At 70.9% G+C, this 26,143-nt stretch carries 29 protein-coding genes, 1 tRNA gene and 1 pseudogene; 15 read left to right on the forward strand and 16 right to left on the reverse strand.

Annotation, left to right across the window (positions count from 1 at the left end; all coding sequences use genetic code 11):
* The first annotated feature begins 5 nt into the window (after positions 1-5).
* From QUE40_RS10480 to QUE40_RS10505, 6 genes are all read left to right on the forward strand, one after another.
* The gene (locus tag QUE40_RS10480; protein ID WP_142005592.1) at positions 6-902 is read left to right on the forward strand and encodes a carbohydrate ABC transporter permease; all 897 of its coding nucleotides are present in this window, start codon (positions 6-8) and stop codon (positions 900-902) included.
* Entirely contained in the window at positions 899-1,720 is an 822-nt protein-coding gene (locus tag QUE40_RS10485; protein WP_142005593.1) for a carbohydrate ABC transporter permease, read from the forward strand. Before QUE40_RS10480 ends, QUE40_RS10485 begins: the two co-directional genes overlap by 4 nt.
* The gene (locus QUE40_RS10490) at positions 1,717-2,811 is read left to right on the forward strand and encodes a glycoside hydrolase family 3 N-terminal domain-containing protein (protein WP_289230924.1); all 1,095 of its coding nucleotides are present in this window, start codon (positions 1,717-1,719) and stop codon (positions 2,809-2,811) included. Before QUE40_RS10485 ends, QUE40_RS10490 begins: the two co-directional genes overlap by 4 nt.
* Entirely contained in the window at positions 2,808-3,449 is a 642-nt protein-coding gene (locus QUE40_RS10495; RefSeq protein WP_289230925.1) for a hypothetical protein, read from the forward strand. The genes QUE40_RS10490 and QUE40_RS10495 overlap by 4 nt, the downstream gene beginning before the upstream one ends.
* A complete protein-coding gene (locus QUE40_RS10500; protein ID WP_289230926.1) occupies positions 3,446-4,081 on the forward strand; it encodes a TetR/AcrR family transcriptional regulator in 636 nt (211 codons plus the stop codon). Before QUE40_RS10495 ends, QUE40_RS10500 begins: the two co-directional genes overlap by 4 nt.
* A 106-nt stretch (positions 4,082-4,187) precedes the next feature.
* On the forward strand, positions 4,188-6,503 hold the full coding sequence (locus tag QUE40_RS10505; RefSeq protein WP_289233063.1) for an MMPL family transporter: 2,316 nt from the start codon (positions 4,188-4,190) through the stop codon (positions 6,501-6,503).
* 165 nt (positions 6,504-6,668) lie between these two features.
* Here the strand turns inward: QUE40_RS10505 and QUE40_RS10510 are convergent, their stop codons facing one another.
* The 4 genes from QUE40_RS10510 to QUE40_RS10525 all read right to left on the reverse strand — a co-directional run bounded on the left by QUE40_RS10510 (position 6,669) and on the right by QUE40_RS10525 (position 9,207).
* On the reverse strand, positions 6,669-7,241 hold the full coding sequence (locus QUE40_RS10510; protein ID WP_289230927.1) for a methyltransferase domain-containing protein: 573 nt from the start codon (positions 7,239-7,241) through the stop codon (positions 6,669-6,671).
* Positions 7,238-7,456 carry a CDGSH iron-sulfur domain-containing protein gene (locus QUE40_RS10515; protein WP_142005596.1) on the reverse strand — a complete coding sequence of 73 codons (219 nt, stop codon included), beginning with the start codon at positions 7,454-7,456 and terminating at the stop codon, positions 7,238-7,240. The genes QUE40_RS10510 and QUE40_RS10515 overlap by 4 nt, the downstream gene beginning before the upstream one ends.
* Complete coding sequence (locus QUE40_RS10520; protein WP_289230928.1) at positions 7,453-8,439, reverse strand: iron-containing redox enzyme family protein; 987 nt, start codon at positions 8,437-8,439, stop codon at positions 7,453-7,455. Before QUE40_RS10520 ends, QUE40_RS10515 begins: the two co-directional genes overlap by 4 nt.
* Before the next feature lie 198 nt (positions 8,440-8,637).
* On the reverse strand, positions 8,638-9,207 hold the full coding sequence (locus QUE40_RS10525; RefSeq protein ID WP_350227147.1) for an isochorismatase family protein: 570 nt from the start codon (positions 9,205-9,207) through the stop codon (positions 8,638-8,640).
* A 164-nt stretch (positions 9,208-9,371) separates the two neighbouring features.
* On the opposite strand from QUE40_RS10525, the gene QUE40_RS10530 reads away from it, so the two are divergent.
* Positions 9,372-9,707: a YnfA family protein gene (locus tag QUE40_RS10530; RefSeq protein WP_142005599.1), complete on the forward strand. Its 336-nt coding sequence runs from the start codon at positions 9,372-9,374 to the stop codon at positions 9,705-9,707.
* 91 nt (positions 9,708-9,798) lie between these two features.
* The gene (fdhA, locus tag QUE40_RS10535) at positions 9,799-11,013 is read left to right on the forward strand and encodes a formaldehyde dehydrogenase, glutathione-independent (protein ID WP_142005600.1); all 1,215 of its coding nucleotides are present in this window, start codon (positions 9,799-9,801) and stop codon (positions 11,011-11,013) included.
* A 6-nt stretch (positions 11,014-11,019) separates the two neighbouring features.
* Here the strand turns inward: fdhA and QUE40_RS10540 are convergent, their stop codons facing one another.
* Positions 11,020-12,285, reverse strand: a complete 1,266-nt coding sequence (locus QUE40_RS10540) for a DUF2254 domain-containing protein (protein ID WP_289230929.1) — start codon at positions 12,283-12,285, stop codon at positions 11,020-11,022.
* 228 nt (positions 12,286-12,513) lie between these two features.
* Here QUE40_RS10540 and QUE40_RS10545 point away from each other — a divergent pair, with 228 nt between their 5' ends.
* Both QUE40_RS10545 and QUE40_RS10550 read left to right on the forward strand, forming a co-directional pair.
* A complete protein-coding gene (locus QUE40_RS10545) occupies positions 12,514-13,038 on the forward strand; it encodes a mycothiol transferase (protein ID WP_289230930.1) in 525 nt (174 codons plus the stop codon).
* Positions 13,039-13,164: 126 nt separating this feature from the next.
* Complete coding sequence (locus tag QUE40_RS10550; protein WP_289230931.1) at positions 13,165-13,404, forward strand: TfoX/Sxy family protein; 240 nt, start codon at positions 13,165-13,167, stop codon at positions 13,402-13,404.
* Between the two features lie 122 nt (positions 13,405-13,526).
* Here the strand turns inward: QUE40_RS10550 and QUE40_RS10555 are convergent, their stop codons facing one another.
* Positions 13,527-14,087, reverse strand: coding sequence for a TetR/AcrR family transcriptional regulator (locus tag QUE40_RS10555; protein WP_289230932.1), 561 nt, complete (start codon positions 14,085-14,087; stop codon positions 13,527-13,529).
* A gap of 103 nt (positions 14,088-14,190) precedes the next feature.
* Here QUE40_RS10555 and QUE40_RS10560 point away from each other — a divergent pair, with 103 nt between their 5' ends.
* The 4 genes from QUE40_RS10560 to QUE40_RS10575 all read left to right on the forward strand — a co-directional run bounded on the left by QUE40_RS10560 (position 14,191) and on the right by QUE40_RS10575 (position 16,691).
* Positions 14,191-14,946, forward strand: a complete 756-nt coding sequence (locus QUE40_RS10560; protein WP_142005605.1) for an SDR family oxidoreductase — start codon at positions 14,191-14,193, stop codon at positions 14,944-14,946.
* 52 nt (positions 14,947-14,998) lie between these two features.
* Positions 14,999-15,328, forward strand: coding sequence for a nuclear transport factor 2 family protein (locus QUE40_RS10565; protein WP_289230933.1), 330 nt, complete (start codon positions 14,999-15,001; stop codon positions 15,326-15,328).
* Between the two features lie 275 nt (positions 15,329-15,603).
* Complete coding sequence (locus QUE40_RS10570; RefSeq protein ID WP_289230934.1) at positions 15,604-16,395, forward strand: hypothetical protein; 792 nt, start codon at positions 15,604-15,606, stop codon at positions 16,393-16,395.
* Positions 16,395-16,691: a hypothetical protein gene (locus tag QUE40_RS10575; RefSeq protein WP_289230935.1), complete on the forward strand. Its 297-nt coding sequence runs from the start codon at positions 16,395-16,397 to the stop codon at positions 16,689-16,691. Before QUE40_RS10570 ends, QUE40_RS10575 begins: the two co-directional genes overlap by 1 nt.
* Before the next feature lie 14 nt (positions 16,692-16,705).
* On the opposite strand, the gene QUE40_RS10580 is transcribed toward QUE40_RS10575, so the two are convergent.
* From QUE40_RS10580 to QUE40_RS10620, 7 genes are all read right to left on the reverse strand, one after another.
* A complete protein-coding gene (locus QUE40_RS10580) occupies positions 16,706-17,200 on the reverse strand; it encodes a hypothetical protein (RefSeq protein ID WP_289230936.1) in 495 nt (164 codons plus the stop codon).
* 372 nt (positions 17,201-17,572) lie between these two features.
* Entirely contained in the window at positions 17,573-18,487 is a 915-nt protein-coding gene (locus tag QUE40_RS10585) for a DUF4062 domain-containing protein (RefSeq protein ID WP_289230937.1), read from the reverse strand.
* A gap of 546 nt (positions 18,488-19,033) precedes the next feature.
* A tRNA-Ala gene (locus tag QUE40_RS10590) sits at positions 19,034-19,106 on the reverse strand.
* A 54-nt stretch (positions 19,107-19,160) separates the two neighbouring features.
* Positions 19,161-20,387 carry a histidine phosphatase family protein gene (locus tag QUE40_RS19680; RefSeq protein WP_433996995.1) on the reverse strand — a complete coding sequence of 409 codons (1,227 nt, stop codon included), beginning with the start codon at positions 20,385-20,387 and terminating at the stop codon, positions 19,161-19,163.
* Positions 20,384-20,746, reverse strand: a complete 363-nt coding sequence (gene rsfS, locus QUE40_RS10610) for a ribosome silencing factor (RefSeq protein ID WP_142005609.1) — start codon at positions 20,744-20,746, stop codon at positions 20,384-20,386. The genes QUE40_RS19680 and rsfS overlap by 4 nt, the downstream gene beginning before the upstream one ends.
* A 3-nt stretch (positions 20,747-20,749) precedes the next feature.
* Positions 20,750-21,358: a nicotinate-nucleotide adenylyltransferase gene (gene nadD, locus QUE40_RS10615; RefSeq protein ID WP_268885504.1), complete on the reverse strand. Its 609-nt coding sequence runs from the start codon at positions 21,356-21,358 to the stop codon at positions 20,750-20,752.
* Positions 21,355-21,657, reverse strand: coding sequence for a hypothetical protein (locus QUE40_RS10620; protein ID WP_289230938.1), 303 nt, complete (start codon positions 21,655-21,657; stop codon positions 21,355-21,357). The genes nadD and QUE40_RS10620 overlap by 4 nt, the downstream gene beginning before the upstream one ends.
* A gap of 39 nt (positions 21,658-21,696) precedes the next feature.
* On the opposite strand from QUE40_RS10620, the gene QUE40_RS10625 reads away from it, so the two are divergent.
* Positions 21,697-22,650, forward strand: coding sequence for a glycosyltransferase family 2 protein (locus tag QUE40_RS10625; RefSeq protein ID WP_289230939.1), 954 nt, complete (start codon positions 21,697-21,699; stop codon positions 22,648-22,650).
* 49 nt (positions 22,651-22,699) lie between these two features.
* Here QUE40_RS10625 and QUE40_RS10630 read toward each other — a convergent pair whose 3' ends face one another.
* The 3 genes and pseudogenes from QUE40_RS10630 to proB form a co-directional block, all read right to left on the reverse strand.
* On the reverse strand, positions 22,700-23,971 hold the full coding sequence (locus tag QUE40_RS10630) for a glutamate-5-semialdehyde dehydrogenase (RefSeq protein ID WP_433996996.1): 1,272 nt from the start codon (positions 23,969-23,971) through the stop codon (positions 22,700-22,702).
* 79 nt (positions 23,972-24,050) lie between these two features.
* Entirely contained in the window at positions 24,051-24,893 is an 843-nt protein-coding gene (locus QUE40_RS10635; protein ID WP_142005614.1) for a DedA family protein, read from the reverse strand.
* Positions 24,890-26,034 (reverse strand): annotated as a pseudogene (gene proB, locus QUE40_RS10640) (glutamate 5-kinase). The gene QUE40_RS10635 and the pseudogene proB overlap by 4 nt, the downstream one beginning before the upstream one ends.
* Positions 26,035-26,143 lie beyond the last annotated feature (109 nt).

Genomic DNA, 26,143 nt, shown 5'->3' on the forward strand with positions numbered 1-26,143 from the left:
CCGCGTTGCCGGTCTCCCGCTGGCGGCCGTGGCTCCTGCTGGCCGCGCCGCTCACGGTCATCGGTGTCCTGCTGCTGTGGCCGATCGTGCGCGTCACGATCCTGTCCTTCCAGCAGTACGGCCTGCGCGAGGTCATCGCGGGCCGGCCCACCTTCGTCGGGCTGGACAACTTCCGCGAGGTGCTGACCGGCGACTATCTGTGGTCGACGGTCCTGCCCAACACGCTGATCTTCGCCTTCGTCGCCGTCGTCGGCACGATCGTGCTCGGCACCCTGGTGGCGCTGCTGCTCCAGCAGCTCGGCACCTGGGGCCGGGTCGTCGTCATCGGCTCCGCGCTCGTGGCGTGGGCCCTGCCCGCGGTGACGGGGACGTACATCTGGGTCTGGATCTTCGAGCCCGACACCGGGATCGCCCGGAAGGTGTTCGAGGGCCTCGGCCTGATCGGCCCGGAGGGGTTCAACTGGTTCACCGAACGCTGGTCGTTCTACTCCATCGCCGCGATCAACGTGATCCACCACAGCTACCCGTTCGTCGCGATCACGATCTTCGCGGGCCTGTCGACCGTGCCCGAGGAGCTGCACGAGGCGGCCAAGCTCGACGGCGCCTCGGCCTGGCGCCGGTTCTGGTCGATCACCGTGCCGATCATGCGGCCGGTCTTCGCCGTCGTCACGATCCTGTCGACCATCTGGGACTTCAAGGTGTTCGCGCAGATCTACCTGATGCCCGGCGGTGACGGCGGCAACGAGGAGATCTTCAACCTCGGCGTCTGGTCCTACATCACCGCCATGACCAAGACCGACTACGGCCTCGGCTCGGCCATCGCCGTGCTGCTCACCGCGGTGCTGCTGGTGATCACCGTGCTCTACATCCGTGCGCTCTTCCGGGAGGACGACCTGCAATGAACCGCTCTCCGGCCGCCCGGCTGGGTCTGGGGGTCGCGGCCACCGTGCTGGTCGCGTTCACCCTGTTCCCCGTCTACTTCATGCTCACCACGGCGTTCAACGCGCGCGCCACCTCGGGCACCGACTCGTTGCTGCCGTCGAACCTCACGCTGGACAACTTCGGCCGCGCGCTCGGCGAGGGCAAGTTCACCGACTTCATGGTCAACTCGGCCATCGTCACGGTCGCCACGGTGCTGTTCGCCTGCTCCATCGCGCTGCTCGGCGCGGTGGCGATGGCCCGCTTCCACTTCCGCTTCCGCACCACGATGCTCGTGCTGATCCTCGTGGTGCAGATGCTGCCCGCCGAGGCGCTGGTCATCCCGCTGTTCCTGCAGATGAAGGACCTGCGGATGCTCAACTCGCTCGCCGGGCTGGTGCTGGTCTACGTCGCGTTCTCGCTGCCGTTCGCGATCTGGAACCTGCGCGGCTTCGTGGCCGCCGTGCCGCGCGAGCTGGAGGAGGCGGCCTATCTCGACGGCTGCGGCTGGTGGCAGATGTTCCGCTACGTGCTGCTGCCGCTCGTGGTGCCCGGGCTGGTCGCCACCAGCGCCTTCTCGTTCGTGATGGCCTGGGAGGAGTTCACCTTCGCGCGCACCTTCCTCACCAACGAGGACCGGATGACCGTCGGCATCGGCCTGCAGCGCTTCTTCGGCCAGAACACCGACGACTGGGGCGGGCTGATGGCCGCCTCGACGCTCGTCACGCTGCCGGTGATGATCGTGTTCGTCCTGGCCCAGCGCCGGCTCGGCTCCGGCCTGGTGCAGGGGGCGGTCAAGTGAGTGACGCGGCCGAGCTGCGCCGGCTCGCCCACCGGGTGGTCATGCCCGGCTTCGACGGTACGTCCGCGCCGGCCTGGGTGCGCACGGCGGCGGCCGAGGGGCTGGGCGGGGTGTGCCTGTTCGGCCACAACGTGCAGACGCCCGAGCAGCTGCGGGCACTGACCGACGAGCTGCACGCCGCCGGGCCGCTGCTCGTGGCCGTCGACGAGGAGGGCGGCATCGTGTCGCGGCTCGGCGCCATCGGCGGCTCGCAGCACGTCGGGGCCGCGGCCCTCGGCATGGCCGGCGACCCCGACCTGACCCGCCAGGTCGCGGCCGCGATCGGGGCAGACCTGGCCGCCGCCGGGATCGACCTCGACCTCGCCCCGGTCGTCGACGTCAGCAGCGACCCCGACAACCCGGTGATCGGGGTGCGGGCCTTCGGCACCGAGCCGAGCGTCGTCGCGGAGCACGCGAGGGCGTACGTCGAGGGGTTGCGCGAAGCGCGAATCCTCAGCTGTGCCAAGCACTTTCCCGGTCACGGCGACACTCGGGTCGACTCGCACGTCGGGCTCCCCCGCATCGACGTCGACCTCGAGACGCTGCGGGCGCGCGACCTCGTGCCGTTCGTGGCGGCGGTCGAGGCGGGGGTCGACGTGGTGATGACCGCGCACATCGTCTTCCCCGCGCTCGACGAGCGCCCCGCCACGCTCAGCCGCACCGTGCTGCGGTTGCTGCGCGAGGACCTCGGCTTCACCGGGCTGATCACGTCCGACGCGATGGACATGCGCGCGATCGTCGACTCGGTCGGGCTCGCCCCGGGCTGCATCGCGGCGCTCGATGCCGGGGTCGACCTGGTGGGTCTCGGCAACCCGGTGCTCGGCACGCCCGAGGGCGACGACGAGACGACGTTCCGGTCGGTGGTCGACGCGATCGTCGCGGCGGTCGGGTCCGGAGAGCTGGCGCCGGAGCGGCTGCGGGAGGCGGCCGGGCGGGTCGACGCCCTGGCCGCTCGCAGGGCGGCTCGCGGCACGGCCGAGGACGGGGCAGCGGTGCGCGCCCCCGGTCCAGCCCCGCCGACGAGGAGGCCGCGGCCCGTTCGCTCCGGGTGACGCCCGGCGTCGAGGCGGTGCGCGGCTCGCTGCGCGGGTCCCCGTCGATCGTCGACGTGCGGCGGCACCGCAACGTCGCCGGCGGACGCAACGCCGGGCTCGTCGGCGACGAGCTGCTACGCCGCCTGCCCGGCGCCACCCTCACCCGCGCGTTCGAGGCCACCGGCGTCGTCGGCGGTCAGGCCACGGGCGAGGTCTCCGAGGGCGAGCTGCCCGACCGTGCCGACGCGATCCTCACCGGCTCACCCTGGCTCGACGAGCGCGAATCTGCAGCGCTCGCAACGCTTCTCGCGCACAACCCCGACGCGGTGGTCATCTGCACCGGCTGGGCGCCCGAGGTGACGGCGCTCTCCCCGCCCGCAAGGTCGTACGCACCTTCGGCGACAGTGCGCCGACGGCCCGGGCCGTGGCCGACCTGCTGGTGCGCTAGCCAGCGCCAACCCCGCCCGCCCCGAACACGGCTGCTGAAACGCAGTTCGAGCGCTCTGACCGTGCTGCAGCGGAGTCAGAGCGCTGCAACCGCGTTTCAGCGCGGCGATGCGCGGCGGCAGCCTCCCACCCACCCGCCTGTGGTCGACGCCACATCCGCCCCGTTTGCACTCATCGCGCCTGGAGTGCAAAACTGCACTTTGTGTTGAAGAGTGCAAACCCGAACCTGACGGCCGCGGACCAGCGACGACTGGCCCGCCGCCTGCAGATCCAGGACGCCGCGCTGGAGCTGGTCATGCAGCACGGCTACGACGGCTTCACCATGGACGACCTCGCCGAGGCCGCCGGCGTCAGCCGGCGCACGCTGTTCAACCACGTCGCCGACAAGGAGTCCTCCGTCCTCGGGCCGATGGAGGAGGACGAGGACATCCCCGTCGTCGCGGAGTTCCGCGCGGGCGGCCCGACCGGCGACCTGATGCAGGACCTGGTCATCACCGCGCAGCGGATCATGGACGAGGCGCAGGAGGAAGACACCTGCGCCGTCGAGCGGCACCTGCGCGTCGAGGACGCCATGCGTCGCGACCCGAAGCTGACGGCGCTGGTGGACGCCCGGTTCGCCCGGTTCACCGCGCTCGCCGCCGAGGCCATCTGTGCGCGGCAGCAGTGGCCGGACGACGATCTGCGCGCCCGCGCCATCGCCACCGCCCTGCTCGCGCTGATCCGGCTCAGCCTGGAGGAGCTGCGCGACCGCCCCGACAACCCCGGGCTCGGCGACGCCTTCCGCGAGGTGATCGCCGCCTTCAACGACTGCGCCGACATCGCTCACCCGCCGCCCGCCTGACCCGGCGCGCCGATCCGGCCGCGCCGATCCGGCCGCGCCGACCCGAACGCTCGAACCCGAAACCCCTTAGCCCACAGACCTTTTCGAGGAGATCCCCGTGGCCACCATGCTCTACCGACTCGGGCGGACGGCCTACCGCCGTTGGCCGCTCGTGCTCGTCGGATGGCTCGTCGCGCTGCTCGCCGTCGGCGGTTTCGCCGCGACGCAGTCGAAGCCGATGACCAACGAGTTCACCATCCCCGGCATCCCGTCGCTGCAGGCGGCCGAGACCCAGCAGGAGCTGTTCCCCGGCAGCAAGAGCGCCGACGAGCAGGTCGACGGCCAGGTCGTCGTGCAGGCGCCGGCCGGGAGCACCCTGGCCGAGCAGCCGTACAAGGGCCAGGTGGACCGGCTGGTCGCCGAGCTGCGCGGCACGCCCCAGCTGGCGCCGGGCGCGCAGGAGCAGATCGTCAGCCCGGTCGTCGCCGGGCCGGCACAGCGGCAGCAGATGGTGAGCGCCGCGACGAAGCAGGGTGTGCCGCAGGCCGTCGCCGAGCAGAACGCCCAGACGGTGTCGCCGCTGTCCCAGGACCGGCGTACGGGCGTCATCACCTTCTCGTTCGACACCGACGACCCGATGTCGGTCGAGCCGGCGACCCAGGCGTACGTCGAGCGCGCGGTGGAGCGCGCCGACGCGGGCGGCCTGACCGTCGCGGCCGGCGGTCGCGGCATGGAGAAGCCCATCAAGCCCGGGGCGACCTCGGAGATGATCGGCGTCGGCATCGCCCTGATCGTGCTCGTGCTGACCTTCGGGTCGCTCGTCGCCGCTGGGCTGCCGATCCTGACGGCCATCACCGGCGTCGGTCTCGGCCTGCTCGGGATCACCGCTGCCACGGCGTTCTTCGAGCTCGCCGACACGACGATCACCCTCGCCTCGATGATCGGACTCGCGGTCGGGATCGACTACGCGCTGTTCATCCTGTCGCGATACCGCACCGAGCTGCGGCACACCGACGACCGGGCGCACGCGATGGGCCGCGCCCTCGGCACCGCCGGGTCGGCCGTGGTCTTCGCCGGGCTCACCGTCGTCATCGCCCTGTCCGGGCTGTCGCTGCTCGGCATCTCCATGCTGACCTCGATGGGGCTCGCGGCCGCGGCCACCGTCGTCATCGCGGTGCTCGTCGCGCTGACCCTGCTCCCGGCGATCATGGGGCTGCTGAAGCACCGGGCGTTCGCCGGCCGCATCCGCCGCGACCCGGCCGCGTCCGACAGCGACCACCACTCGGTGAACGGGTCGGTGCGCCTCGGCCGCACCATCCGCCGCGCGCCGTGGCTCGCGGCCCTGCTGGTCATCGTCGGTCTGGGCGCCCTGGCGCTGCCGGCGCAGAACATGTACCTCGGGCTGCCCTCCGACGCGACCGCCGAGGTCGGCACCAGCGCCCGCACCTCGGCCGACCTCGTCGCCGACGGGTTCGGCGCCGGCCGCAACGCCCCGATGGTCGCCGTGGTCGACGCGCGCGAGCGCAGCGACGACCCGCAGTCGCGCGCGATGTCGTTCAACGCCGTCGCCCAGTGGGCGGCGAACGACCCGGGCGTCGCCAACGCCCAGGTGGTCCAGGTCAACGAGTCCAGCGACGGCGGGATCGTGCTGATCACCCCGAAGACCGGCCCCGCCGACCAGGCCACCGACGACCTGCTGCAGCGGCTGCGCGACGGGCAGGGCACCATCGAGCGCTCCAGCGGCACCGACATCGGCATCACCGGCATGACCGCCATCCAGGCGGACATCTCCGAGAAGCTCAACGACGCCCTGCCGGCCTACCTCGCCATCGTCGTCGGCCTCGCGCTGCTGCTGCTGGTCGTGGTCTTCCGCTCGATCCTGGTGCCGCTGCTGGCCACCGGCGGGTTCCTGCTGTCGGTGCTGGCCACGCTCGGCGTGACCGTGAAGATCGTGCAGGACGGCCTGTTCGGCATCTTCGACCCGCAGCCGATCATGAGCTTCATGCCGACGATCCTCATCGGCATCGTGTTCGGGCTGGCGATGGACTACCAGGTCTTCCTGACCACCCGGATGCGCGAGGCGTACGTGCACGGCATGGACGCGCGCGACGCGGTGATCGACGGCTTCCGGCACAGCGGCCGGGTCGTGACCGCGGCGGCGCTGATCATGATCTCGGTGTTCGCGGCGTTCGCCTTCCAGGACAACGCGCTGATCTCCTCGATCGGCGTGGCCCTCGCGACCGCGGTCTTCCTCGACGCGTTCCTGGTGCGCATGGTGCTGCTGCCCTCGCTGCTGCTGATGCTGGGCGACAAGGCCTGGTGGATGCCGCGCTGGCTGGACCGGATCCTGCCGTCGGTCGACGTGGAGGGTGAGGCACTGACGAAGTCGCCGCCGCGCCACCTCGCCGCCGAGGATCGGGACGGCGAGCCGAGCCTGGTCTGAGTCGGGCCCAGGTCTGAGTCGGGCCCGGTCCGGCTCGGGCCCCGTCCGGCTCGGGCCCGGTCCGCGTCAGCCGGCCGAGGACGCCCCGGCGCGGTCCGGGTCAGTCCGGCAGGCGTACCAGGTCGACCAGCACACCGCGCGGGAACTCGCGCGTGGCCACCACGCTCAGCAGCGGAGGGGTCGCGAGCTGGTCGACCTGGTCGCGCGTCCCGAGCTGGAGCACCCCGTGCCCGCCGGGGAGCAGGTGGTCGGCCATGGCGCGCAGGCAGGTGCGGGCGACGTCCAGGCCCTGCGCTCCCCGTCGATCGCGACGGGTGGGTCCTGCGGGAAGCGGGTGATCTGCGCGTGCGGGACCCACGGCGGATCGGCGAGGACGATCGCGAACCGGTCGTCGGGGTCGAGCACCTCGTCGATCCGGCCGCGGCGGGTCTGGACCTGGCCGTCGAGCCCGGCCGCGCGGGCGTTGGCCTCCGTCTGGCGCACCGCGATCGGGTCCTGGTCGACCGCGAGAAGCGGCCGACCGGTGAGCCGGGCCGCGAGCAGGCCGATCTGGCCGGCGCCGCAGCACAGCTCCAGCAGGGCCCCGTCGGGTGCGTCGGCCGCGAGCTCGGCGGCCCACTCGGCCTGAGCGACGGTCCACTCCCGGGGCTGCAGCAACCGGTCGTCGGCGACGATGCGCAGCCCGCCGAACGCCGTGACCGAGGCGCCGGCCGCGGCGTCGACCTCGCGGTCGCTCACCGCGGCTTGCGGATCGGTGCGGAGCTGCCGGTCGACCGCAGCAGCTTGTGGGTGCCGTCGCACCAGGGCGCGCTGCCCGAACGGCCGCAGACGCACAGCGCGACGACCGGGCGCGACACCTGGTGCTCGTTGCCCTCGGCGTCGGTGACCGTCGACGCCCCGCGCACGAGCAGCGGGCCGTCCGGGCACGGCTGCACCGAGATGTCGCCGCTCATGCGCTGGCCGCCTGCGGTGCGGCGCCCCACTGCTCGAGCTGCTCGGCGCCGGCGCGCGCGTCGAGCTCGAGGCAGGCGGCCGCTCCGAGGAGCACGTCCGCGCGCAGCGCGGGGTCCTCGGCGACGAGCGATCCGCAGATGTTGCGCAGGGCGAGCTGCTCGTGCACCGCGTCGGCCTCGACGTGCTCGTCGTAGTAGCCGGCGAGCTCCTCGGGCAGCCCCAGCCGGCGTACGCCCGCCGCGATCTTGCGCGACGGCAGCGAGCTGGTGGCCTCGAACACCGCGAGGTGGCCCACCGCGGCACCCCGCAACCGCCGGTTGAGGCCGAAGAGCGACATCAGGTTGTTCACCGCCAACGTGGTCGCGTCGGCGTCGTCGAGATAGGCGCCGTACGTCCGGTCCAGCCCGCATGCCTCCAGGGCGTCGCCGAACAGCGTGGCGTGCAGGGCGGGCACGCGGCCGCCGCCGAACTCGTCGTACTGCAGCTCGGCCAGCGCCACCTTCGCGGCACCGTCGATCCGCGGCACGACGAAGGCGTGCGGGTCGGACTCCTTGAGGTGGTAGATGCTGCGCTGGCGCAGGAACGCCAGCACCTGGTCGGCGGTGGCGTAGCGGCGCACGAACGCGGCCAGCGACGGGCTGTCGTCGGCGTCGATGAGCGCCGTGACCTGATCGGCCACGTCGGCCTCGTCGTCGTCCGCGACCGCGTCCAGCCGGTCCTGCACGGCGCGGCGGACGTCGCGCTCGAACGCGGCCTCGAGCCGGTTGCGGGTCGCGATGACGCGCGGGTCCCACTCCAGCTCGGGAGCCACGTCGTCGAACGCGCGGTAGTGCAGCTCGTAGAGGCACCACAGGGCCAGCTGGACGTCGGCGTCGGCGAGGACGTCGGGCTCGCCGGGGCGTCGCGGGTCCACCTCGACCGTGATGTCGTCGACCTGGTCACTGCCCTGCCCGCGCAGCAGGGCGAGCACCTGTTCGCTCACCGGCCCCCGGGACCGCGGTAGACGCACCTGCTCCACTCCTTCGCATGCCGGTCGCTGCCGCAGCAGCGACGAGGGTCGACCACGAGACTCGTGCGAACGACATTGCAGCACGGCGACCCGGGTGGCCGGTTCACCCCCAGGCGGGGTCGCGGGCGCGGGCGGAACGCGCCGGGGGCCGCCGCAGCCCTCGGCCTCGCCTCAGCCCTCGGCCTCGTCCAGCTTCTGCTTCTCGGGGAAGTAGGCGTTCATGACCTCGCGCAGGTTGTCGGCGTCGTCGCGCGCCCAGTTGCGCATGAGCTCCGAGCCGAACGAGATCGCGGTGATCGGGTGGGCGCCGGCCTGGATCACCCGCTCGAGGGCGTAGCGGTGCGACTCGGGGCTGATGCCGCCGACGGCGTCGACGACCGGGTAGACCTCGAACCCCTCGGCGAGCATGTCCAGGGTCGGGAAGGTCATGCAGACCTCGGTCCACAGCCCCGCGATGACGACCTTGCGACGCCCCGTGGAGGTGATCGCCTCGCGGAAGTCGGCGTCCTCCCAGGCGTTCACGCCGGAGCGGTCGATCTCCTCGACGCCCGGCAGCTCGTCCTTGATGACCTGGGCGGTCCCCTCGTTCTTGCCGAGGTCGACGCCGACGGTCGAGAGCACGACGGGGACGTCGTACTTCATCGCGAGACGGCACAGCGCGACGACGTTGAGGTCGATGCGCTCGCGGGTGCTGGAGGTGACCGTGCCGTACTGCTCGGGCTGGTAGTCGATGAGCGTCAGGACGCAGTTCTGGGGGTGAGCAGGTGGTCGGAGCGGGGGTCGCGGACCGGCTCGGGCTGGGTCTTGGCCATGGGCTCAGGCTACGGCGCCACGCCGCCGCCGGGGCCCGGACCTGCGGACCCGGCGACGGCGGCGGGCCGCTCCCGCTGCGGCAGCATGGCGGCATGGATGTCGCCCGCTCGCTGGTCCTGTTCGTCGCCGCCGCGCTCGCCGAGATCGGCGGCGCCTGGCTGGTGTGGCAGGGCGTGCGCGAGCATCGCGGCTGGGCGTGGATCGGCGCCGGCGTGATCGCGCTCGGCCTCTACGGCTTCGTCGCCACCCTGCAGCCGGACGCCCACTTCGGGCGGATCCTCGCGGCGTACGGCGGGGTGTTCGTGGCCGGTTCGCTCGCCTGGGGCATGGTCGTCGACGGGTTCCGGCCGGACCGGTACGACGTCGCCGGCGCCCTCATCTGCCTCGCCGGGGTGGCGGTGATCATGTACGCCCCGCGCCCCGCCTGATCCTGTCCGTCCGGACAGGAAATCGCCCGTCCGGTTGCCCGGGCGTCCCCGGCGGGGGACGGTGGAAGCCCGAGGACAAGGAGGTCCCGAGATGAGCGACTCCAACCGTGTCGTGGTGTACAAGGGCCCGGGCGAGGTGGCCGTCGAGTCGATCGACTACCCCAAGCTGGAGATCCCCCAGGAGGTCGCCTCGCACTTCGGCATCGCGCAGAAGGCACCGCACGCGGCGATCCTGAAGCTGGTGACCACGAACATCTGCGGCTCCGACCAGCACATGGTGCGCGGACGCACGACCGCCCCCGTCGGGCAGACGCTCGGCCACGAGATCACCGGTGAGGTGGTGGAGGCCGGCGAGGACGTGCTGTTCGTGAAGGAGGGCGACATCTGCTCGACCCCGTTCAACATCGCGTGCGGTCGCTGCCGGATGTGCAACGAGGGCAAGACCGGAATCTGCCTGAACGTCAACCCCGCTCGGCCGGGCGCGGCGTACGGCTATGTCGACATGGGCGGCTGGATCGGCGGGCAGGCCGACTACGTCATGGTCCCCTACGCCGACTTCAACCTGCTGCGGTTCCCCGACCGCGACCAGGCGCTGGAGAAGATCCTCGACCTGACGATGCTGTCGGACATCTTCCCCACCGGTTATCACGGCGCCTACACCGCCGGCACGACGACCGGATCGACGGTGTACGTCGCCGGCGCCGGCCCGGTCGGGCTCGCCGCCGCGCACTCGGCCCAGCTGCTGGGCGCCTCCGTCGTGCTCGTCGGCGACATGAACCCCGAGCGGCTGCGCCAGGCCGAGTCGTTCGGCTGCGTCGGCATCGACCTCACGACCGAGGGTGACCTCGCCGACAAGATCGCCGAGGTGACCGGCGACCCGGTGGTCGACGCCGCGGTCGACGCGGTCGGGTTCGAGGCGCGCGGGCACGGCAAGGACGCCGACGAGGCGCCGGCGACCGTGCTGAACGACGCCATGACCGTCGCGCGGGCGGGGGCCGGCATCGGCATCCCGGGGCTCTACGTCACCGGCGACCCCGGCGCGGCCGACGACGCCGCGAAGGAAGGGACCCTGGGGGTGCGCCTCGGCCTCGGGTGGTCCAAGTCGAACTACTTCATCACCGGTCAGTGCCCGGTCAAGCAGTACAACCGGCAGCTGATGAACATGATCCTGGCCGACCGGACGCAGATCGCGAAGGCCGTCAACGCCACCACGATCTCGCTGGACGACGCCCCGCGCGGCTACGCCGACTTCGACCAGGGTGCCGCGCGCAAGTACGTCATCGACCCGCACGGCATGGTCGCCTGAGTCGGTCTAGGGGTCGGTGCGGGTGAGCTCGTCGGCCGACCCGATGCCCGAGCGGTCGGGCACCTTGACCGCCTCGGCGTCGAAGCCGGTCTGCGCGTCGCGCTGACTCAGCTGGTCCAGCAGCTCCAGCTGCTGGACCAGCGGAGGCCGACGGTCCTCGGGCGCGATCGCGAGCAGGTCGTCCAGGGCAGCCCGGAGCCGGCGTACGACCTGGGGCGAGGCGGCGCCGGCCTGGCGCAGCTCGTCGAAGGCGATGCGGACGTACCCCGGCCACTGGATGGTCGGGACGACGAGGCGCACCTCGCCGTCGTCGTCGAGGTATCGCCCGTCGTGCAGCGGCCGCTGCACGATGCGCCGCAGCACCTCGTGGATGCGGTCGATCGCCTGCACGGCGGTGGTCGGGTCCTCGAACGGACCCGCCGACAGCGTGCGGGCGCCGATGTCGACGAGCATGCGCAGGCCGTACGCCACGTCCTGGTTGAGCGTGCGCTCGGGCCCGACGTTGATGCACCGGGCGACGGCCGAGCGCGCGACGCCCGCCGGGTCGCCGTGGATCCGCACGAGGTCCCCGCCCTCGGGCACGTAGTCACCGGTGGACCAGAGCAGCTCGAGGCGAACGCCGGCCCGCCGGGCCAGCTGCACCAGGCGATCGTGGTCGATGGCGAAGATGACCCCGCCTCGCGGGGCGGGGATCACCTGCGGGTCGTCGGTCTCGGCATCGGGGTCCGGCGGGTAGTTGCGGTCGAGCGAGCGGATGGTGTCCTTCGCCACCCAGCCGACGAGCGCGGCGGCACGCAACGACTGCCCGATGTAGTTGATGTACCAGACCAGCGTGATCATGCACGCCATCCCCAGGCCGATCGTGACCAGCACCGCCAGCCCGGGCACGACGGGGCCGCGGTCGCTCCGCACGACGCGCATGGTCAGGATCGCGTGGATGAACGTGCCGGCGAACAGGCCGACGGCGCACTGGCTCGGGCGGTCCTGCAGGATCTGGCGCACGATGCGCGGGGAGAAGCTGCCCATCGCCAGCTGCACGACGACGACCACCAGCGACAGCACCAGACCGGTGAGCGTGAGCATCGAGAACGCGATGAGGTAGAGCATCTGGCTCGCCGCCGACGCGTCGCCGCTGATCGACTGCGGCACCAGCTCGCCGCGCGGGTCGAGCTGGACGGTCAGCAGGTTCAGGCCCGCCGCCGCCACCATGAACAGGAGCGGCACGACCCACAGACTCGTCTTCAGGTCGTGCTTGAGGTGGAACCAGCTCATCGACTCTCCCGCCCGTCCGATCGCTCCGGCGCGCTCCCGCCGGCTGGGGCAGGCGCCGACCGACCACCTTAGGTATCAGGTCTGCGCTTCCAGCTCACCCGAAAGCGCTCAAAGGTGGTCGAGCAACGCTCCCACGCTGGTCGAGCAGCGCGACGAAGGAGCGCGGGTACAGCGAGCACCGGTCCGCATCCCTGACGGTGCGCCCCGACGATCGGTCATCCTGGAGCCATGAGCGACGACATCGACCTCACCCGCGACCTCCTGCGCGACGGTTTCGGCCGCGTGGCCGAAGGCGTACCCGCCGTCGTCGACGGCCTCTCCCCCGACCAGCTGCTCTGGCGCCCCGACGCCGACGCCAACCACATCGCCTGGCTGGTGTGGCACCTCGGGCGACAGCAGGACGGGCAGGTCAGCCACCTCGCCGGACGACGGTCGCTGTGGACCGGCGACGACTGGGTGGGCCGGTTCGCGCTGCCGTACGACCGCTCCGCCTCGGGATACGGGATGCCCAGCGACGACGTCGGCCGGTTCACGCTCGACGAGCCGCAGCTGCTCGTCGACTACTACGCCGCGGTGCACGCCATGACGACCGACGTGCTCGAGCAGCTGACGCCCGACGACCTCCGGGAGGTCATCGACACCAGCTGGGACCCGCCGGTCACCGCCATGGCGCGCCTGGTCTCGATCCTCGAGGACGCGACGAAGCACCTCGGGCAGGCGGAGTACGTCCGCGGCCTGGCCGATCGCCGCTGACCCGACCGAACGCACCAGGGGGACCCCGATGGACCCGGACCAGGAAGCACTCGTCGAGGAGCTGCGCGCGCGACTGGCGGGCGAGTCACCGCTGCGCGAGGTGGCGATGTTCGGGGGCGGTCGTTCATGGTGCGCGAGAAGCTCGCGGTCTGCGCCCTGAAGCACGGCGACCTGCTGGTGCGGGTCAGCCCCGACCGCGACGCCGACCTGGCCGCCCAGCCCGACGCCTCCCGCGCCGAGATGGGTGCCGGCCGCTCGATGGGCACCGGGTGGATCCAGGTCTCCGCGAGCGCCCTCGCCGATGAGCAGCGCCTGGACTTCTGGCTCGACGCGGCCCTGGAGCACAACCGCGCCGTGACGACGTAGCCCGCCGCGGGCGACGCCGGCTCAGGCGTCGCCCGCGCCGTCGTCCAGCCGCCGCGCCCACTCGATGAACAGCCTGGTCTCGCTGGCCCCCAGGACCTCCGGGTGCGAGGCCGCGCGCTCAATCAGCGAACGCGTCGCCTCCGAGGCCGACTCCTCCCCGACGACGCGCCCGTGATCGCGGCGATCGTCCCGTCGCGCACGCTGGCGGACAGCTCGGGGTCGGCCTGGTCGAGAACGATCTGCCGCAGCGTCACGCCGATGTTGGCGACCAGCACGTGCGCTGCCGCCTGGTCTGGGTCCACCACGAGCCGGCCCTGCTCGGCGGCCTGGCGGGTGATGGAGCGCAGGATCTCGCTAGGCCGCCCCTGCGCCGGCGGGGAGTAGCCGGGCTGCACCTTGCCGTACATCAGCGTGTAGAAGCCCGGGTTCTCCAGCCCGAAGGCGACGTGCGCGTCCCACCCCGCCCGCAGGTCCTGGATCGGGTCGCCGGAAGAGCCGACCGAGCCCTTGGCCTCGAGGTACATGTCGAACCCGCGCTCCACGACGGCCTCGATCAGCCCCTGCTTGCTGCCGAAGAAGTGGTACAGCGTCGGCATCTTCACCCCGGCCGCGTCGCACACCGCGCGCAGCGAGACCTCTTCGCCCGGAGCGGACGCGATCAGGTCCGCGGCGGCGTTGAGCAACCGCGTCCGTGTATCACTGTTCCGCTCCTCCGGCATGGTGCTACATTACCAGTGTGTAGCGCTGCTATAGCGATACATCACACCGATACAAGAGGAGCTGGACATGACGGAGCACACCCTCAACGGCAAGAACGTCCTCATCGCCGGGGGTGCCAAGAACCTCGGCGGCCTCATCGCCCGCCAGGTCGCCGATCAGGGCGCGAACGTCGCCATCCACTACAACTCGGAGTCCAGCCGCTCGGACGCCGAGCAGACGCTCGCCGCCGTCGAGGCGGCCGGTGGCCGGGGCGTGGTCCTCTCCGGCGACCTGACCAAGCCGCAGAACGTGACGAAGCTGTTCGACGACGCCACCGAGGCGCTGGGGCAGCTCGACGTCGCGGTCAACACCGTCGGCAAGGTGCTGCGCAAGCCGATCACCGAGACGTCCGAGGAGGAGTACGACGAGATGTTCGACGTCAACTCCAAGGCGGCGTACTTCTTCATCAAGGAGGCCGGCACCCACCTCGCGGACGGCGGCAAGGTCATCACCATCGTCACCTCGCTGCTGGCGGCGTTCACCGACGGCTACTCGACGTACGCCGGTGGCAAGAGCCCCGTCGAGCACTTCACCCGGGCGGCGGCCAAGGAGTTCGCCGAGCGCGGCATCTCCGTCACCGCGATCGCGCCCGGCCCGATGGACACCCCGTTCTTCTACGGTCAGGAGACGCCCGAGCGGGTCGAGTTCCACAAGTCGCAGGCGATGGGCAACCAGCTCACCAAGATCGAGGACATCGCGCCGATCGTGCGGTTCCTGTCGACCGAGGGCTGGTGGATCACCGGGCAGACCATCCTGGCCAACGGCGGCTACACCACCCGCTGAGCCGCACCGCCGCTCGCCAGCCCGAGCCACCACCAGCCACCAGGAGGCAGACATGAGCAGCACCGACATCCCCGAGCCCGTCGGCTCGTTCGTGGAGACCGTCAACCGGCACGACGGCGCCGGGTTCCTCCAGGCGTTCACCGCCGACGGCGCCGTCGACGACTGGGGCCGCACCTTCACCGGGCGCGAGGAGATCAAGGCCTGGAGCGACAAGGAGTTCATCGGCTCCGAGGGCACCCTGACGCCCGAGGAGGTCTTCACCGACGGCGACGAGCTCGTGGTCGTCGGCGACTGGCGCAGCAACCACGCCAACGGCCGCAGCCGGTTCGCCTTCCGCACCGAGGGCGACAAGATCGCGGAGATGACCATCCGCGAGGGCTGACCGACCCAAGGACCGGCACCGAGCCGGCGGGCCGGCGTTCCATCACCCGGCTCGGTGCCCACCGTCGTACGGCGCGCCTGCCGCACGACGCGAGAAGGCCCGGATCCGCGACGGATCCGGGCCTTCTCGTGCGTCGTCCTTGCGGACGAACCGGGTGGACCTGGCGGGAGGTTTGTCGAAACTTCCCCGCCGCCGACGCGGACGGTCGTGGAGCCACAGAGTTATTTCGGAGACGCGTGTGTCCACTAGGCGCACCGAGGCGGGAGACTAGGAGCATGCATCTTCCAATCCGGGCACAGGGCACCACGCTGACCAATGAGCAGGCGAAAACCATCGACGACGAGTTCTTCCTCTCCAACCCGCTCAGCCACTTCTCGTCGCGAATCTCGATGCTCCTCGAGACCGCTCGATCAAAATATGAGGCGAACCCCGAGAACGAACGGGAGTTCTTCGAGGCACTTGGTCTCCACAACGCAGGTACGGCGCTCAAGTTCGATACTCAACACCGCAGCGTCCAAGTTGCGATCGACGCGCTGTCTCTTCGCCACCAAGCCGCCGAAGCACTGACCCGGTTCATCTATGCACGAGTCGCCGCGACGCCGCGCGATAGAGACGCGAAGTCTAACTGGCTGGCTATCGCCGACAGCCCAACTCGCATGATCGAAGTAATCGAAGCCAACAAGACAGCGCTCGATGCCGACCCGCACCGATTCCTCCAGTTACTCTTCCCGCCTGACGCTGTCGTTGAGGGGCCAATCGAGGGCGCCGCTGGGACGGCGGCAGCATGGGCAGATCACGCCGCCTGGTTACTGACAACCGATGAACTCTCCATCAATGCAGCACACAACAAGCTCAAGCACGGCCTCGCGACATCGGCGCGGGGAGACGTTCGCATTGAGTTGATCACGACGCCACCGAACGAGGACGGCACTATCCCCACCAGCGCGTTCGGAGAAGGCAAGTCAATACCGCTCTTTGACCGCCCGATGCTCACGTATCTCAGCCGACCGCCCAGAGAGTTGCGACAAGGCCTGGAAGCAGTCTCCTCCGCATCGACCTTCCCGTAGTGCTGGCCGAGACCTGGATGATGGCGAATGTCTACGCCGCGATGTTCCACATCGCTGCCCGCGAACACTATGGCGAGAATCTCCCAGAGGCCGTCGCCCCGTACCCCACGCTCGTCGTTGGACGTTTGCCTGAGAACGTCATCGGCGACCGCCTCCTTGGGTACCGGTCCGCGGTCACGTTACCACCCGATGGGACAACCTCGCCACGTCCGTCCGGGATCTTCTTCTTCAAGAAATTCTGGCCGATGACGGTTGACTTTGAAAGCAAGACCGAAGGCGTCGTCGTTGACGGGTAGCGGAGCGGCTCGGATCAGTTGAAATGGAACGTCCTGTACGAGCTCCGCACGTTGAAACGCCGGCCTTCCTTGCGCCGTTGCAATATACCGGCGATGGTGTCGACGTCATCCGACCGCATCCCAAGCGCCCGGCACTTCGTTCGAACCTGCTCAACAGTGATCGGCACCCAGCGGTCCGCCCGGTTCATCATGTCCGCCTTGAGCTTGTCTTCCTCGTTCCACTTCAGCCCCGACGAGTAGCCAGCCGCCATCGCCGCGATGTGCTCGAGAATTCCGTCTACCCCGTTCGGCAAGGGCTCCTGCCGATCTGCAGGCTCCGCGACAGGCTGAGGCTCGACGGTGCGCCCATGAAACAGTTGGATAGGTTTGGCGTCCGCAATCCACTCCGCCGTCTCGCCCTCATTCCACTCAATGACCGCGAGCGCTTCCGCATCGACGCCCCACAGTCTGTTCAGGTGGTTGCGGTCCGGCCAGGCGTAGAGCACTCGTCGCCCAGAGAGCGATCCCACTGATAGTCCTCGCCAACTGAGATGCAGCACTCGGGGCTGAGCCACCAGGCGCTTCAGACACTCGCCGTGGAACTGCTTCCGCGGAGTCACCACTACGACTGACCGGCCGGGCTGGTCGAGCAACCACCTGATCGCGCGCATGGCCTGGGGTTCGCGCGAAGTCTCGCCTTCGGTGAGCCGAGAGATCGCGACAGGGAACGTATACGCCTCGGATGTAATATCTTCCTCCAAGCTTCGGCACCTGAGCCGACAATACGGCTGACCTCCGAATGAAGCACCCCAGGTTCTCTGCCGTTCTCATACGGGTTGCGGCTCTTAGTTGAGGGTCGCGCAGTGGGCGGCCCCGAGTTCGGTCGGGGTGATTTATCGAGGTTACTGTGCAGCGGCCCCTGGTTGTACTAGTCGACCCACCCGTCGGTGGCGAACTGGGTCAGCCGACATGGAATTTGCGTTCCCTGGTATCGCTGTTCTCGGTCCAGCGGATGCGCAGGATGTCTGGATCACCGCCCCCATCGCATTTTCGACGTTCACCCGGCGGGTCTGCCCGGCGTGGATGGTCGTGGGCGTGGCACCGCGGAGGATGAACATGCTGGGGTTCTCGCCGACGGCGTCGAAGGTGACATCATGCGCATCCTGGTCGCCGGTGTTCGTCACTTCGATCCAGTGGCGGGTTTTATAACGAGGCTTGCCCTTCTTGTCATAGTCCCAGATCTCGCGCTCTTGCTGCGGCTGTACATGGAAGCGGACTCCGCTGGCGGGCCGATTCAGCGCCGGTACCCCCAAGTCGAAGTTCGCGATGTCGAACTCGATGGCCTTCCAGACCTCATGTTCGAGCTGGGACGCGTTGCTGAACTCGCCGAGCAGGCCCCGGTCCTGAATCTGCTGCTTGAACGCCCGCAGCCCCTCCAACTGCTTCGTGTCGACGTCGGTGGGCAACGGCGCCGTCGAGAAGTAGAGGTGAACGGGCTTGCCCCGTTCGACGGCGCGCCCGATCTCCTCGACCGTCCCGGAGACCGCGCCCGGCGTGGGAGAGCCGAGCCGACTGCCGAACAGCGCGAAGACGACATCAGAGTCGTCCACGCTCTGAGCGTTGATGAGCGACTGCGGATGGTCACCCAACTGAGGCACCGCTGACGTCTCCCACCGCCAAGGCTGCAGGATGACCTGCTTGTTGCGGGCGTTCGCGTCGTTCCACCCGTAGATCGCAGCCTCGACCGCGTCCCGAGCTTCAGCGGTATCAGACGGAGACGCGATCATCACGTGCAGAACATTCGCAACATAGGCCATAGCAAGAACGGTACGGCCAAGCACTGACACTGCTGCCGAGACGCCGCTGCCGGGCAGCCCTAGACACACCCCGTCTGAGGAGGCCCCTGGCCGATCAATACCGATCCTTCCGCGACGCCACCGAGGCATCCGAAGCGCTACGCGGCGGCCTCGCAGACGGCAGCCGCGCCGTGGAGCACTCCGCCGGCACGTACCCGATCCCGGGAGAGCTGTTGGCCGGTGTGCGGTCGGTGTGGCACTCAACTCTCATCACGCGACAAGCCAGGCTTGTGCCCCGGCATCGACCTCGAACTGATCCATCCACCGCCGCAGACAAGACTCGCCGATTCCCAAGATCCTTCGCGATCTGTCCGATCGGCTTCTCCCGTTGCCGCGCCGCCGGGGGCCTGGGGCGCGCAGTACGCGACGATGCGCCAGATCGTCACCCACGGACGCATGGCGCCCAGAACGCGAAGAGGCGCGCCGTGGCGCGCCTCTCGACAGAACGAACGTCCCTCCTTCTCGCCCGGTCACGCCGTGACGCGGGTGTGAAAGAGGGACGTCCGGTGGAGCTGAGGGGATTCGAACCCCTGACCCCTTCCATGCCATGGAAGTGCGCTACCAACTGCGCCACAGCCCCGGGTGTCTCCGCTCTCGCGGTGACTGCCTCCGCTCTCGCGGCGACCGCCTTACTCTAGCGGGCGGATTCGGCCCCCTCCAAATCGGGTCGCGAAGCCCCTCGCTTGAGCCGGACGTAGACCTGCCGGCGCGCGTGCGCGACCACCGTCCCGTCCTTCAGCGTGAGGTCGGTGTCGAACCAGCGCAGCACCTTCTCGCCCGACGCCGCCTCCCGGCGCACGTCCTCGGCCTCCTCGGGCGTGACCCGGAACGTGGCGTAGACGGTGCCCGCCCCGGGGCTGACGTAGCGGACCTGCGCCTCGGTGTCCCAGACGAGGTAGTCAGGCCCGAGCTGACCGATGAGCAGCAGCGCGTTGAACGCGTCGCTCATCGCGCCGATCGACCCGCCGAACGCGGTGCCGTGGTTGTTGCGGTTGAACGGCGTCAGCAGCAGCTTGACCCGCACCTCGGTCCAGTCGTCGGTCCAGCCGTAGATCCGCAGCCCGATGCCGAGGAACGGCGGGTAGAGGTTCATCACGCGCCACTGCTGCTTGGGCGTCATGCTCAGCGAGCGCTCCCGCCCGACGTGCGCGCGCGAGCGCACCACCCGGTTCAGCATCGAGGCCACACTCATCGCGCCACTCCCTGGTTCCACCGGTCGATCCGCCAGCCGAACCGGTGCTCGACGAGCTCGGCCCAGCAGCAGTTGTGCAGTCCGCCGAGCGCCATCCAGGCCGTACGCTGGTCGATCCCGACCAGGTCGGCCGCCAGCGCCCGCCCGGTCACCCCGTGCGTGGTCACCACCGCGGTCTCCCCCGGCGAGCTGCTCGGCCACCTCGCGCAGCGCGGGGCGACCCCGCTCGACCACCTGGCCGACGGTCTCACCGGTCACGCCGCGCGCCGGGTCCTCGCCGCGCATGACCTGGTCCTGCAGGTCGGGGTATCGCTCGGCGACGTCACCGGCGGTGAGCCCCTGCCACTCCCCCACGTGGATCTCGCGCAGCCTCGGGTCGACACGCGCCTGCAGCCCCGTCACCTGCGCCAGCGCGTCGGCCGTGGCGGCCGCGCGCAGCAGGTCGGAGGTGACCAGCAGCGTCGGGCGGTACGTCGCCAGCACCTCGGCCGCGGCCCTCGCCTGCTCGCGCCCCACCTCGGACAGCTCGGTGTCGAGCTGCCCCTGCCAGACGCCGGAGGCGTTCTGGTTGGTCTGCCCGTGCCGCCACACGACGATGCGGCGCTGGCCGGAGCCGGCGCGCATGAGCCGTTCGGACGGGCCCGGGACCGGCTGCGTCTCGCCGCTCATCCCGCCAGGTCGAGGTCGAGGACCGGGCAGTCGCGCCAGAGCCGCTCGAGGGCGTAGAACTCACGGTCCTCGTCGTGCTGCACGTGCACGACCAGCTCGCCGAAGTCGAGCAGCACCCAGCGCCCGTCGCGCCGGCCCTCGCGCCGGATCGGCTTGGCGCCCAGCTCCAGGAGACGCTCCTCGACACCGTCGACGATCGCGTTGACCTGGGTCTCGCTGCTGCCGGAGGCGATGACGAACACGTCGGTGAGGGCCAGCTGGTCGCTGACGTCGATCGCGGTGATCGACGTCGCCTTCTTCTCGTCGGCGGCGGCCGCGGCGGCCTGCGCCAGCTCGGTCGCGCGCTCGGTGGCGGCCACGATCTAGACCTCCTGCAGTTCTCCGGCACCGGGCCGGTAGAGGTTGTACTTCCCGATGTACTGCACGACGCCGTCGGGCACGAGGTACCAGACCGGTTCGCCGTTGGCGACCCGCTCGCGGCAGTCGGTGGAGCTGATCGCCATGGCGGGCACCTCCTGCAGCTCGACCTCGTCCTCGGGCAGCCCCTCGTCGGTGAGCTCGTGCCCCGGGCGCGTCACGCCGATGAACTTGGCGAGGTCCCAGAGCTGGTCGACGCCCTTCCAGGACAGGATCTGCGCCAGCGCGTCGGCGCCGGTGATGAAGAACAGCTCGGCGTCGGGCCGCTGCCGCTTCAGGTCACGCAGGGTGTCCAGGGTGTACGTCGGTCCCGGCCGGTCGATGTCGACCCGGCTGACCGTGAAGCGCGGGTTGGACGCGGTCGCGATGACCGTCATCAGATAGCGGTGCTCGGCCTCGGTGACCCGCTTGCCCGCCTTCTGCCACGGCTGACCGGTGGGCACGAAGACGACCTCGTCGAGGTCGAACAGGGACTGCACCTCGCTCGCGGCGACGAGGTGGCCGTGGTGGATCGGGTCGAACGTCCCGCCCATCACGCCGACGCGCGAGCTCAGTGTGAACCCGCGCTGCTCTGCCGGTCGGCGCCCTGCCGGTCGGCACGGTGCCCGTCACCGGTCCGCCGGTCGCCCGCCTGCTCGTCGGCGGTGCGGTGCGCGTGCGAGTCCCGGGTGTGCTGGGCGTTGAGCTGCTGCTCCAGGCGGGGCGCACTGTTGCGGAAGGCCCACAGCAGCGCGAGCAGGGCGAGGAACATGCCGAGGGTGACCAAGCCGTAGGCGATGGGCGGCCAGGGCAGCGACTCCTCGCCGCCGGCCGCCTCGGTCTGTCCCGCGAGCGAGAGGAGCGAAGCCGTCATGCGGCCCAGCGTAACGGGTGGCCATACGATGCTCGCATCATGAGTCTGGAGCTGTCCGTCGTCGTACCGATGTACAACGAGCAAGAGGTGCTCCCCCTGTTCGTCGAGCGGCTCCGACCGGTGCTCGACGCCACCGGCGCCGACTACGAGGTGCTCGCCGTCGACGACGGCTCCCGCGACCAGACCCCCGTGCTGCTGCAGCGCTTCCTGCGCGACTGGCCGCAGCTGCGGGTGGTGCGGCTGCGCGCCAACGCCGGCCACCAGGCGGCGATCTCGGCCGGCCTCGCCGCCGCCCGGGGCGACTGGGTCGCGACGATCGACGCCGACCTGCAGGACCCGCCCGAGGTCATCGCCGAGATGCTCGAGGTCGGCCGCCGCGACGAGGTCGACGTCGTCTACGGCGTGCGCGGCGACCGCACCAGCGACTCGCCGTTCAAGCGGCGCACGGCCCGCGGCTTCTACCGGGTGATGCGCACCCTCGGCGACGTCGACGCCCCGGTCGACGCCGGCGACTTCCGGCTCATGTCGCGCGCGACCGTCGACGCCGTGAACGCCCTGCCCGAGCAGGGCCGCGTGCTGCGGCTGATCGTGCCGACGCTGGGCTTCCCCTCGACCTCGGTCAGCTATCGCCGCGACGAGCGCGCGGCCGGCGAGTCGAAGTACCCGCTGTCCAAGATGCTCAAGCTCACCCTCGACAGCGTCACCGGCTTCTCGCACGCCCCGCTGCGGCTGGCCACCTGGTTCGGGCTCGCGGGCTTCGTCGTCGCCACCGGGCTGCTCGTCTACGCCCTCGCCGCGAAGCTGCTCGACGTCACGGTGGCGGGCTGGACCTCGACCGTGGTCATCGTCGCGGGCTTCGCGGCGGTGCAGCTGCTGTGCCTGGGCATCCTGGGTGAGTACGTCGGGCGCATGTACACCGCGCAGCAGGCGCGCCCGACCTACTACGTCGCCTACGACTCGCTGGAGCCCCGGCAGGGCGAGCAGGGCGGGTAGCCCCGCGACGGCGGCGTGCGCCGGTGAAGGCGTGCGCCGGGCGCACGTCCTACGCGCGCACCTGCCCGTCGCCCTGCACGACCCACTTGGTGCTGGTCAGCTCCTGCAGCGCCATCGGGCCGCGCGCGTGCAGCTTCTGCGTGGAGATCCCGATCTCGGCCCCGAAGCCGAACTCGCCGCCGTCGGTGAACCGGGTGGAGGCGTTGACCATCACCACCGCGGCGTCGATCTCGGCGACGAATCGCCTTGCCGCAGAACGGTCTTCGGTGACGATCGACTCGGTGTGCTGACTGCCGTACGTCGTGATGTGCTCGATCGCCGCGTCCAGGCTCGGGACCACGCCCACGCTCATCTCGAGCGCGAGGTGCTCGGCCGCCCAGTCCTCGTCGGTGACGGCGTCGTACGCCGCCCCCGCCTGCTCCGCGAACGTCGCCGTGCGCTCGTCGCCGTGCACCAGCACCCCGGCGCCGCCGAGCTCGGCGAGCACCTTGGGCAGGAACTCCTCGGCGACCGCCTCGTGCACCAGCAGCGACTCGGCCGCGTTGCACACGCTCGGCCGGTGGGTCTTGGAGTTGACCGCGATGGCGCGCGCCATGTCGAGGTCGGCGGCGGCGTCGACGTAGACGTGCACGTTGCCGATCCCGGTCTCGATCACGGGCACCGTGGCCGTCGTGACGACCGTCTGGATCAGGTCCGCCCCGCCGCGCGGGATGACCAGGTCGACCAGGCCGCGGGCGGTGACCAGCGCCCGCACGTCGTCGCGGCCGCCCTCGAGCAGCTGCACCGCGTCGGCGGGCAGCCCGCGCTCGGCGAGCGTCCCGCGCAGCACGTCGACCAGCGCCGCGTTGGTGCTCGCGGCCGCGCTGCCGCCGCGCAGGATCATCGCGTTGCCCGACTTCAGGCCGAGCCCCGCCGCGTCGACGGTGACGTTGGGCCGGGCCTCGTAGATCATGCCGACGACACCCATCGGCACCCGCACCTGCGTGATCTGCAGGCCGTTCGCCAGGGTCGAGCCGCGCACCACCTCACCGATCGGGTCGGGCAGCGCCGCGAGGTCACGCAGGGCCTGCGCCACCGCGCTCACCCGCTCCGGCGTGAGCCGCAGCCGGTCCAGCAGGTTGGCCCGGGTGCCGGCCTCCTCGCCGCGGCGGACGTCGTCGGCGTTGGCCGCGACGACGCGCTCGCTCGCCGCCTCGACCGCGTCGGCCATCGCGAGCAGCGCGGCGTCCTTCTCGGCGCGCGGCAGCAGCGCCAGGCGACGGGAGGCGACCCGCGCCGCCTCGGCGGCGACCCGCACCCGCTCGACGGACTCTTCGCTCATGCCTCCAGCGTACGAGCCGCCCGACTCCCGCGCCCGAGGCAGCCGAGTCCTGGGCACACCGCGTCGGGGGCAGCCCGGCCTACGCCTGCGCCGGGGTCTCCTTGCGGCTGTTGCGCATGCTCTTGATCATGATCACCACGACGATCGCGATGGTGATGTAGGTGCTGTAGCGCGCGATCAGCGAGACGGCGTCCTTGGCCGGCTCACCGATGCGGTAGCCGAGGTAGAAGTAGAACAGCCGGTTGGTGAGCGCCCCGAGGAAGTCGATGAGCAGGAAGGTGCGCAGCCGCATCCGGGCCGCGCCGACGAACGCGAAGACGACCGCGCTCGGCAGGAACGGCACCAGCCAGACCAGGTAGGTGGCGATGCCGCCGAACCGCTCGGCCAGGCGCTCGGCGTGGTGCGCGGTGCGCGCCGCCCAGCGCGAGCGGCCGGCGATGATCTCGATCATGCCGCGGCCCCACAGCCGGCCGGCCCACCAGAAGATCCAGTCGAACTTCATCACCGACAGCGCGGCGATGGTCACCCACATCCACCACTGCGGCTCGCCGCCGAGGCGCAGCCCGGCCCCGATGTCGACCATCGCGATCGTCGATCCGGTGATGATGGCGAGGGCATAGGTGCTCATGCCGAGGATCAGCGGCCGCAGCGGCAGCATGACCAGGCCGTAGACCCCGAGCAGGGCGAAGGCGATCCAGCAGCGCTTGTCGGCCGCGGTGGGCTCGCCCTTCCACGGCAGGCGGGGGTCGTCCCACCACTCCTTGCGCTCCGCGGCGACGCTCTGCTCGACCTGCTCCTGGTCGCTGAGCGCGTCCTCGGAGCGGGTCGCGCCCGTACGTCGGGGAGCCTGGCCCGGCTCGCCGCCCGCGGGCGTCTCGCTCGCCGGCTCCTCGCTCACGGGCTTGTCGGCCTCGTCGGTCACGGAGCTCCCCCTCGTCGCAGCACTACCAGATCATCGCGGTGCACCAGCTCGCGCTCGTAGGCGGGTCCCAGCTCGCGGGCCAGCTCCTTGGTGCTGCGGCCGAGCAGCGCGGGCACCTCGGCGCTGGCGTAGTTGACCAGGCCGCGGGCCACCGGCCGCCGCTGCTGGTCGACCAGGTCGACCGCGTCGCCCTCGCCGAACCGGCCGGTCACCTCGACCACCCCGGCCGGCAGCAGCGACTTGCCCCGCCGCGTCACGGCCTCGACCGCACCGTCGTCGAGCACCAGCGAACCGCGCGCGGTGGTCGCGTGCGCCAGCCACAGCCGGCGCGCCCGGCCGCGGCGCCCGGTCGGCACGAAGATCGTCCCCACGTCGTCCCCGTCGAGCGCCGCGCCGGCCAGCGGGGTCGCGGTGAGCACCGTCGGCACCCCCGCCGAGGTCGCGATGGTCGCGGCCTCGACCTTGGTCTGCATGCCGCCGGTCCCCACCCCGCTGCCGGACCCGGCGATCTCCAGCTCGGCGAGCTCCTCGCTGCCGGCGACCCGCGGGATGCGGTGCGTGCCCTCGCGGGCGGGCGGGCCGTCGTACAGCGCGTCGACGTCGGACAGCAGCACCAGGGCGTCGGCGTCGATCAGGTGCGCGACCAGCGCGGCCAACCGGTCGTTGTCGCCGAACCGGATCTCGTGCGTCGCGACGGTGTCGTTCTCGTTGACCACCGGCACGATGCCGAGGTCGAGCAGCCGCTCCATGGTGCGCCGGGCGTTGGTGTAGTGCGTGCGCCGCGTGACGTCGTCGGCGGTCAGCAGCACCTGGCCGACGGTCAGCCCGTGCCGCCCGAACGCGAGGTTGTACGCCGCGAGCAGCGCCCCTGCCCCACGCTGGCGGCGGCCTGCTGGGTCGCGAGGTCGCGCGGCCGACGCTCGATCCCGAGCGGCTGCATGCCCGCCGCGATGGCACCGCTGGAGACCAGCACCACCTGCGAACCGGCCAGCCGGCGCCGGGCCAGCACGTCGACCAGCGACCCCAGCCGGTCGGTCGAGAGCCCGCCCTCCTCGGCGGTCAGCGAGCTCGACCCGACCTTGACCACGACGCGCCGCGCGGCCCGGATCTGCGGCCGCTGCGGGGCCTCGGATTCGCTCACGGGACGAGGGTACGCACCGCTCCCGCCGGTGCGCCCGCTCGTCCGGGGGCTGTAACAGGGCCTTCGCCGCGACCGATGTCCTCGAAGGTTGCCTTTTTCGTGGCCGCCT

Source organism: Barrientosiimonas endolithica (genome assembly GCF_030296655.1).
GTDB classification, from domain to species: Bacteria; Actinomycetota; Actinomycetes; order Actinomycetales; family Dermatophilaceae; genus Barrientosiimonas; species Barrientosiimonas humi.

Excerpts from the sequence above, each read along its gene's own strand:
- QUE40_RS10485 (WP_142005593.1), top strand. The coding sequence starts at position 899 with ATGAACCGCTCTCCGGCCGCCCGGCTGGGTCTGGGGGTCGCGGCCACC.
- QUE40_RS10630 (WP_433996996.1), bottom strand. The coding sequence starts at position 23,971 with ATGAGCGAAGAGTCCGTCGAGCGGGTGCGGGTCGCCGCCGAGGCGGCG.
- QUE40_RS10545 (WP_289230930.1), top strand. The coding sequence starts at position 12,514 with ATGAGCGACGACATCGACCTCACCCGCGACCTCCTGCGCGACGGTTTC.
- QUE40_RS10570 (WP_289230934.1), top strand. The coding sequence starts at position 15,604 with ATGCATCTTCCAATCCGGGCACAGGGCACCACGCTGACCAATGAGCAG.
- QUE40_RS10515 (WP_142005596.1), bottom strand. The coding sequence starts at position 7,456 with ATGAGCGGCGACATCTCGGTGCAGCCGTGCCCGGACGGCCCGCTGCTC.
- QUE40_RS10505 (WP_289233063.1), top strand. The coding sequence starts at position 4,188 with ATGCTCTACCGACTCGGGCGGACGGCCTACCGCCGTTGGCCGCTCGTG.
- QUE40_RS10560 (WP_142005605.1), top strand. The coding sequence starts at position 14,191 with ATGACGGAGCACACCCTCAACGGCAAGAACGTCCTCATCGCCGGGGGT.
- QUE40_RS10565 (WP_289230933.1), top strand. The coding sequence starts at position 14,999 with ATGAGCAGCACCGACATCCCCGAGCCCGTCGGCTCGTTCGTGGAGACC.
- QUE40_RS19680 (WP_433996995.1), bottom strand. The coding sequence starts at position 20,387 with ATGAGCGGCGAGACGCAGCCGGTCCCGGGCCCGTCCGAACGGCTCATG.
- fdhA (WP_142005600.1), top strand. The coding sequence starts at position 9,799 with ATGAGCGACTCCAACCGTGTCGTGGTGTACAAGGGCCCGGGCGAGGTG.
- QUE40_RS10550 (WP_289230931.1), top strand. The coding sequence starts at position 13,165 with ATGGTGCGCGAGAAGCTCGCGGTCTGCGCCCTGAAGCACGGCGACCTG.
- QUE40_RS10530 (WP_142005599.1), top strand. The coding sequence starts at position 9,372 with ATGGATGTCGCCCGCTCGCTGGTCCTGTTCGTCGCCGCCGCGCTCGCC.
- QUE40_RS10585 (WP_289230937.1), bottom strand. The coding sequence starts at position 18,487 with ATGGCCTATGTTGCGAATGTTCTGCACGTGATGATCGCGTCTCCGTCT.
- QUE40_RS10540 (WP_289230929.1), bottom strand. The coding sequence starts at position 12,285 with ATGAGCTGGTTCCACCTCAAGCACGACCTGAAGACGAGTCTGTGGGTC.
- QUE40_RS10620 (WP_289230938.1), bottom strand. The coding sequence starts at position 21,657 with ATGACGGCTTCGCTCCTCTCGCTCGCGGGACAGACCGAGGCGGCCGGC.
- QUE40_RS10625 (WP_289230939.1), top strand. The coding sequence starts at position 21,697 with ATGAGTCTGGAGCTGTCCGTCGTCGTACCGATGTACAACGAGCAAGAG.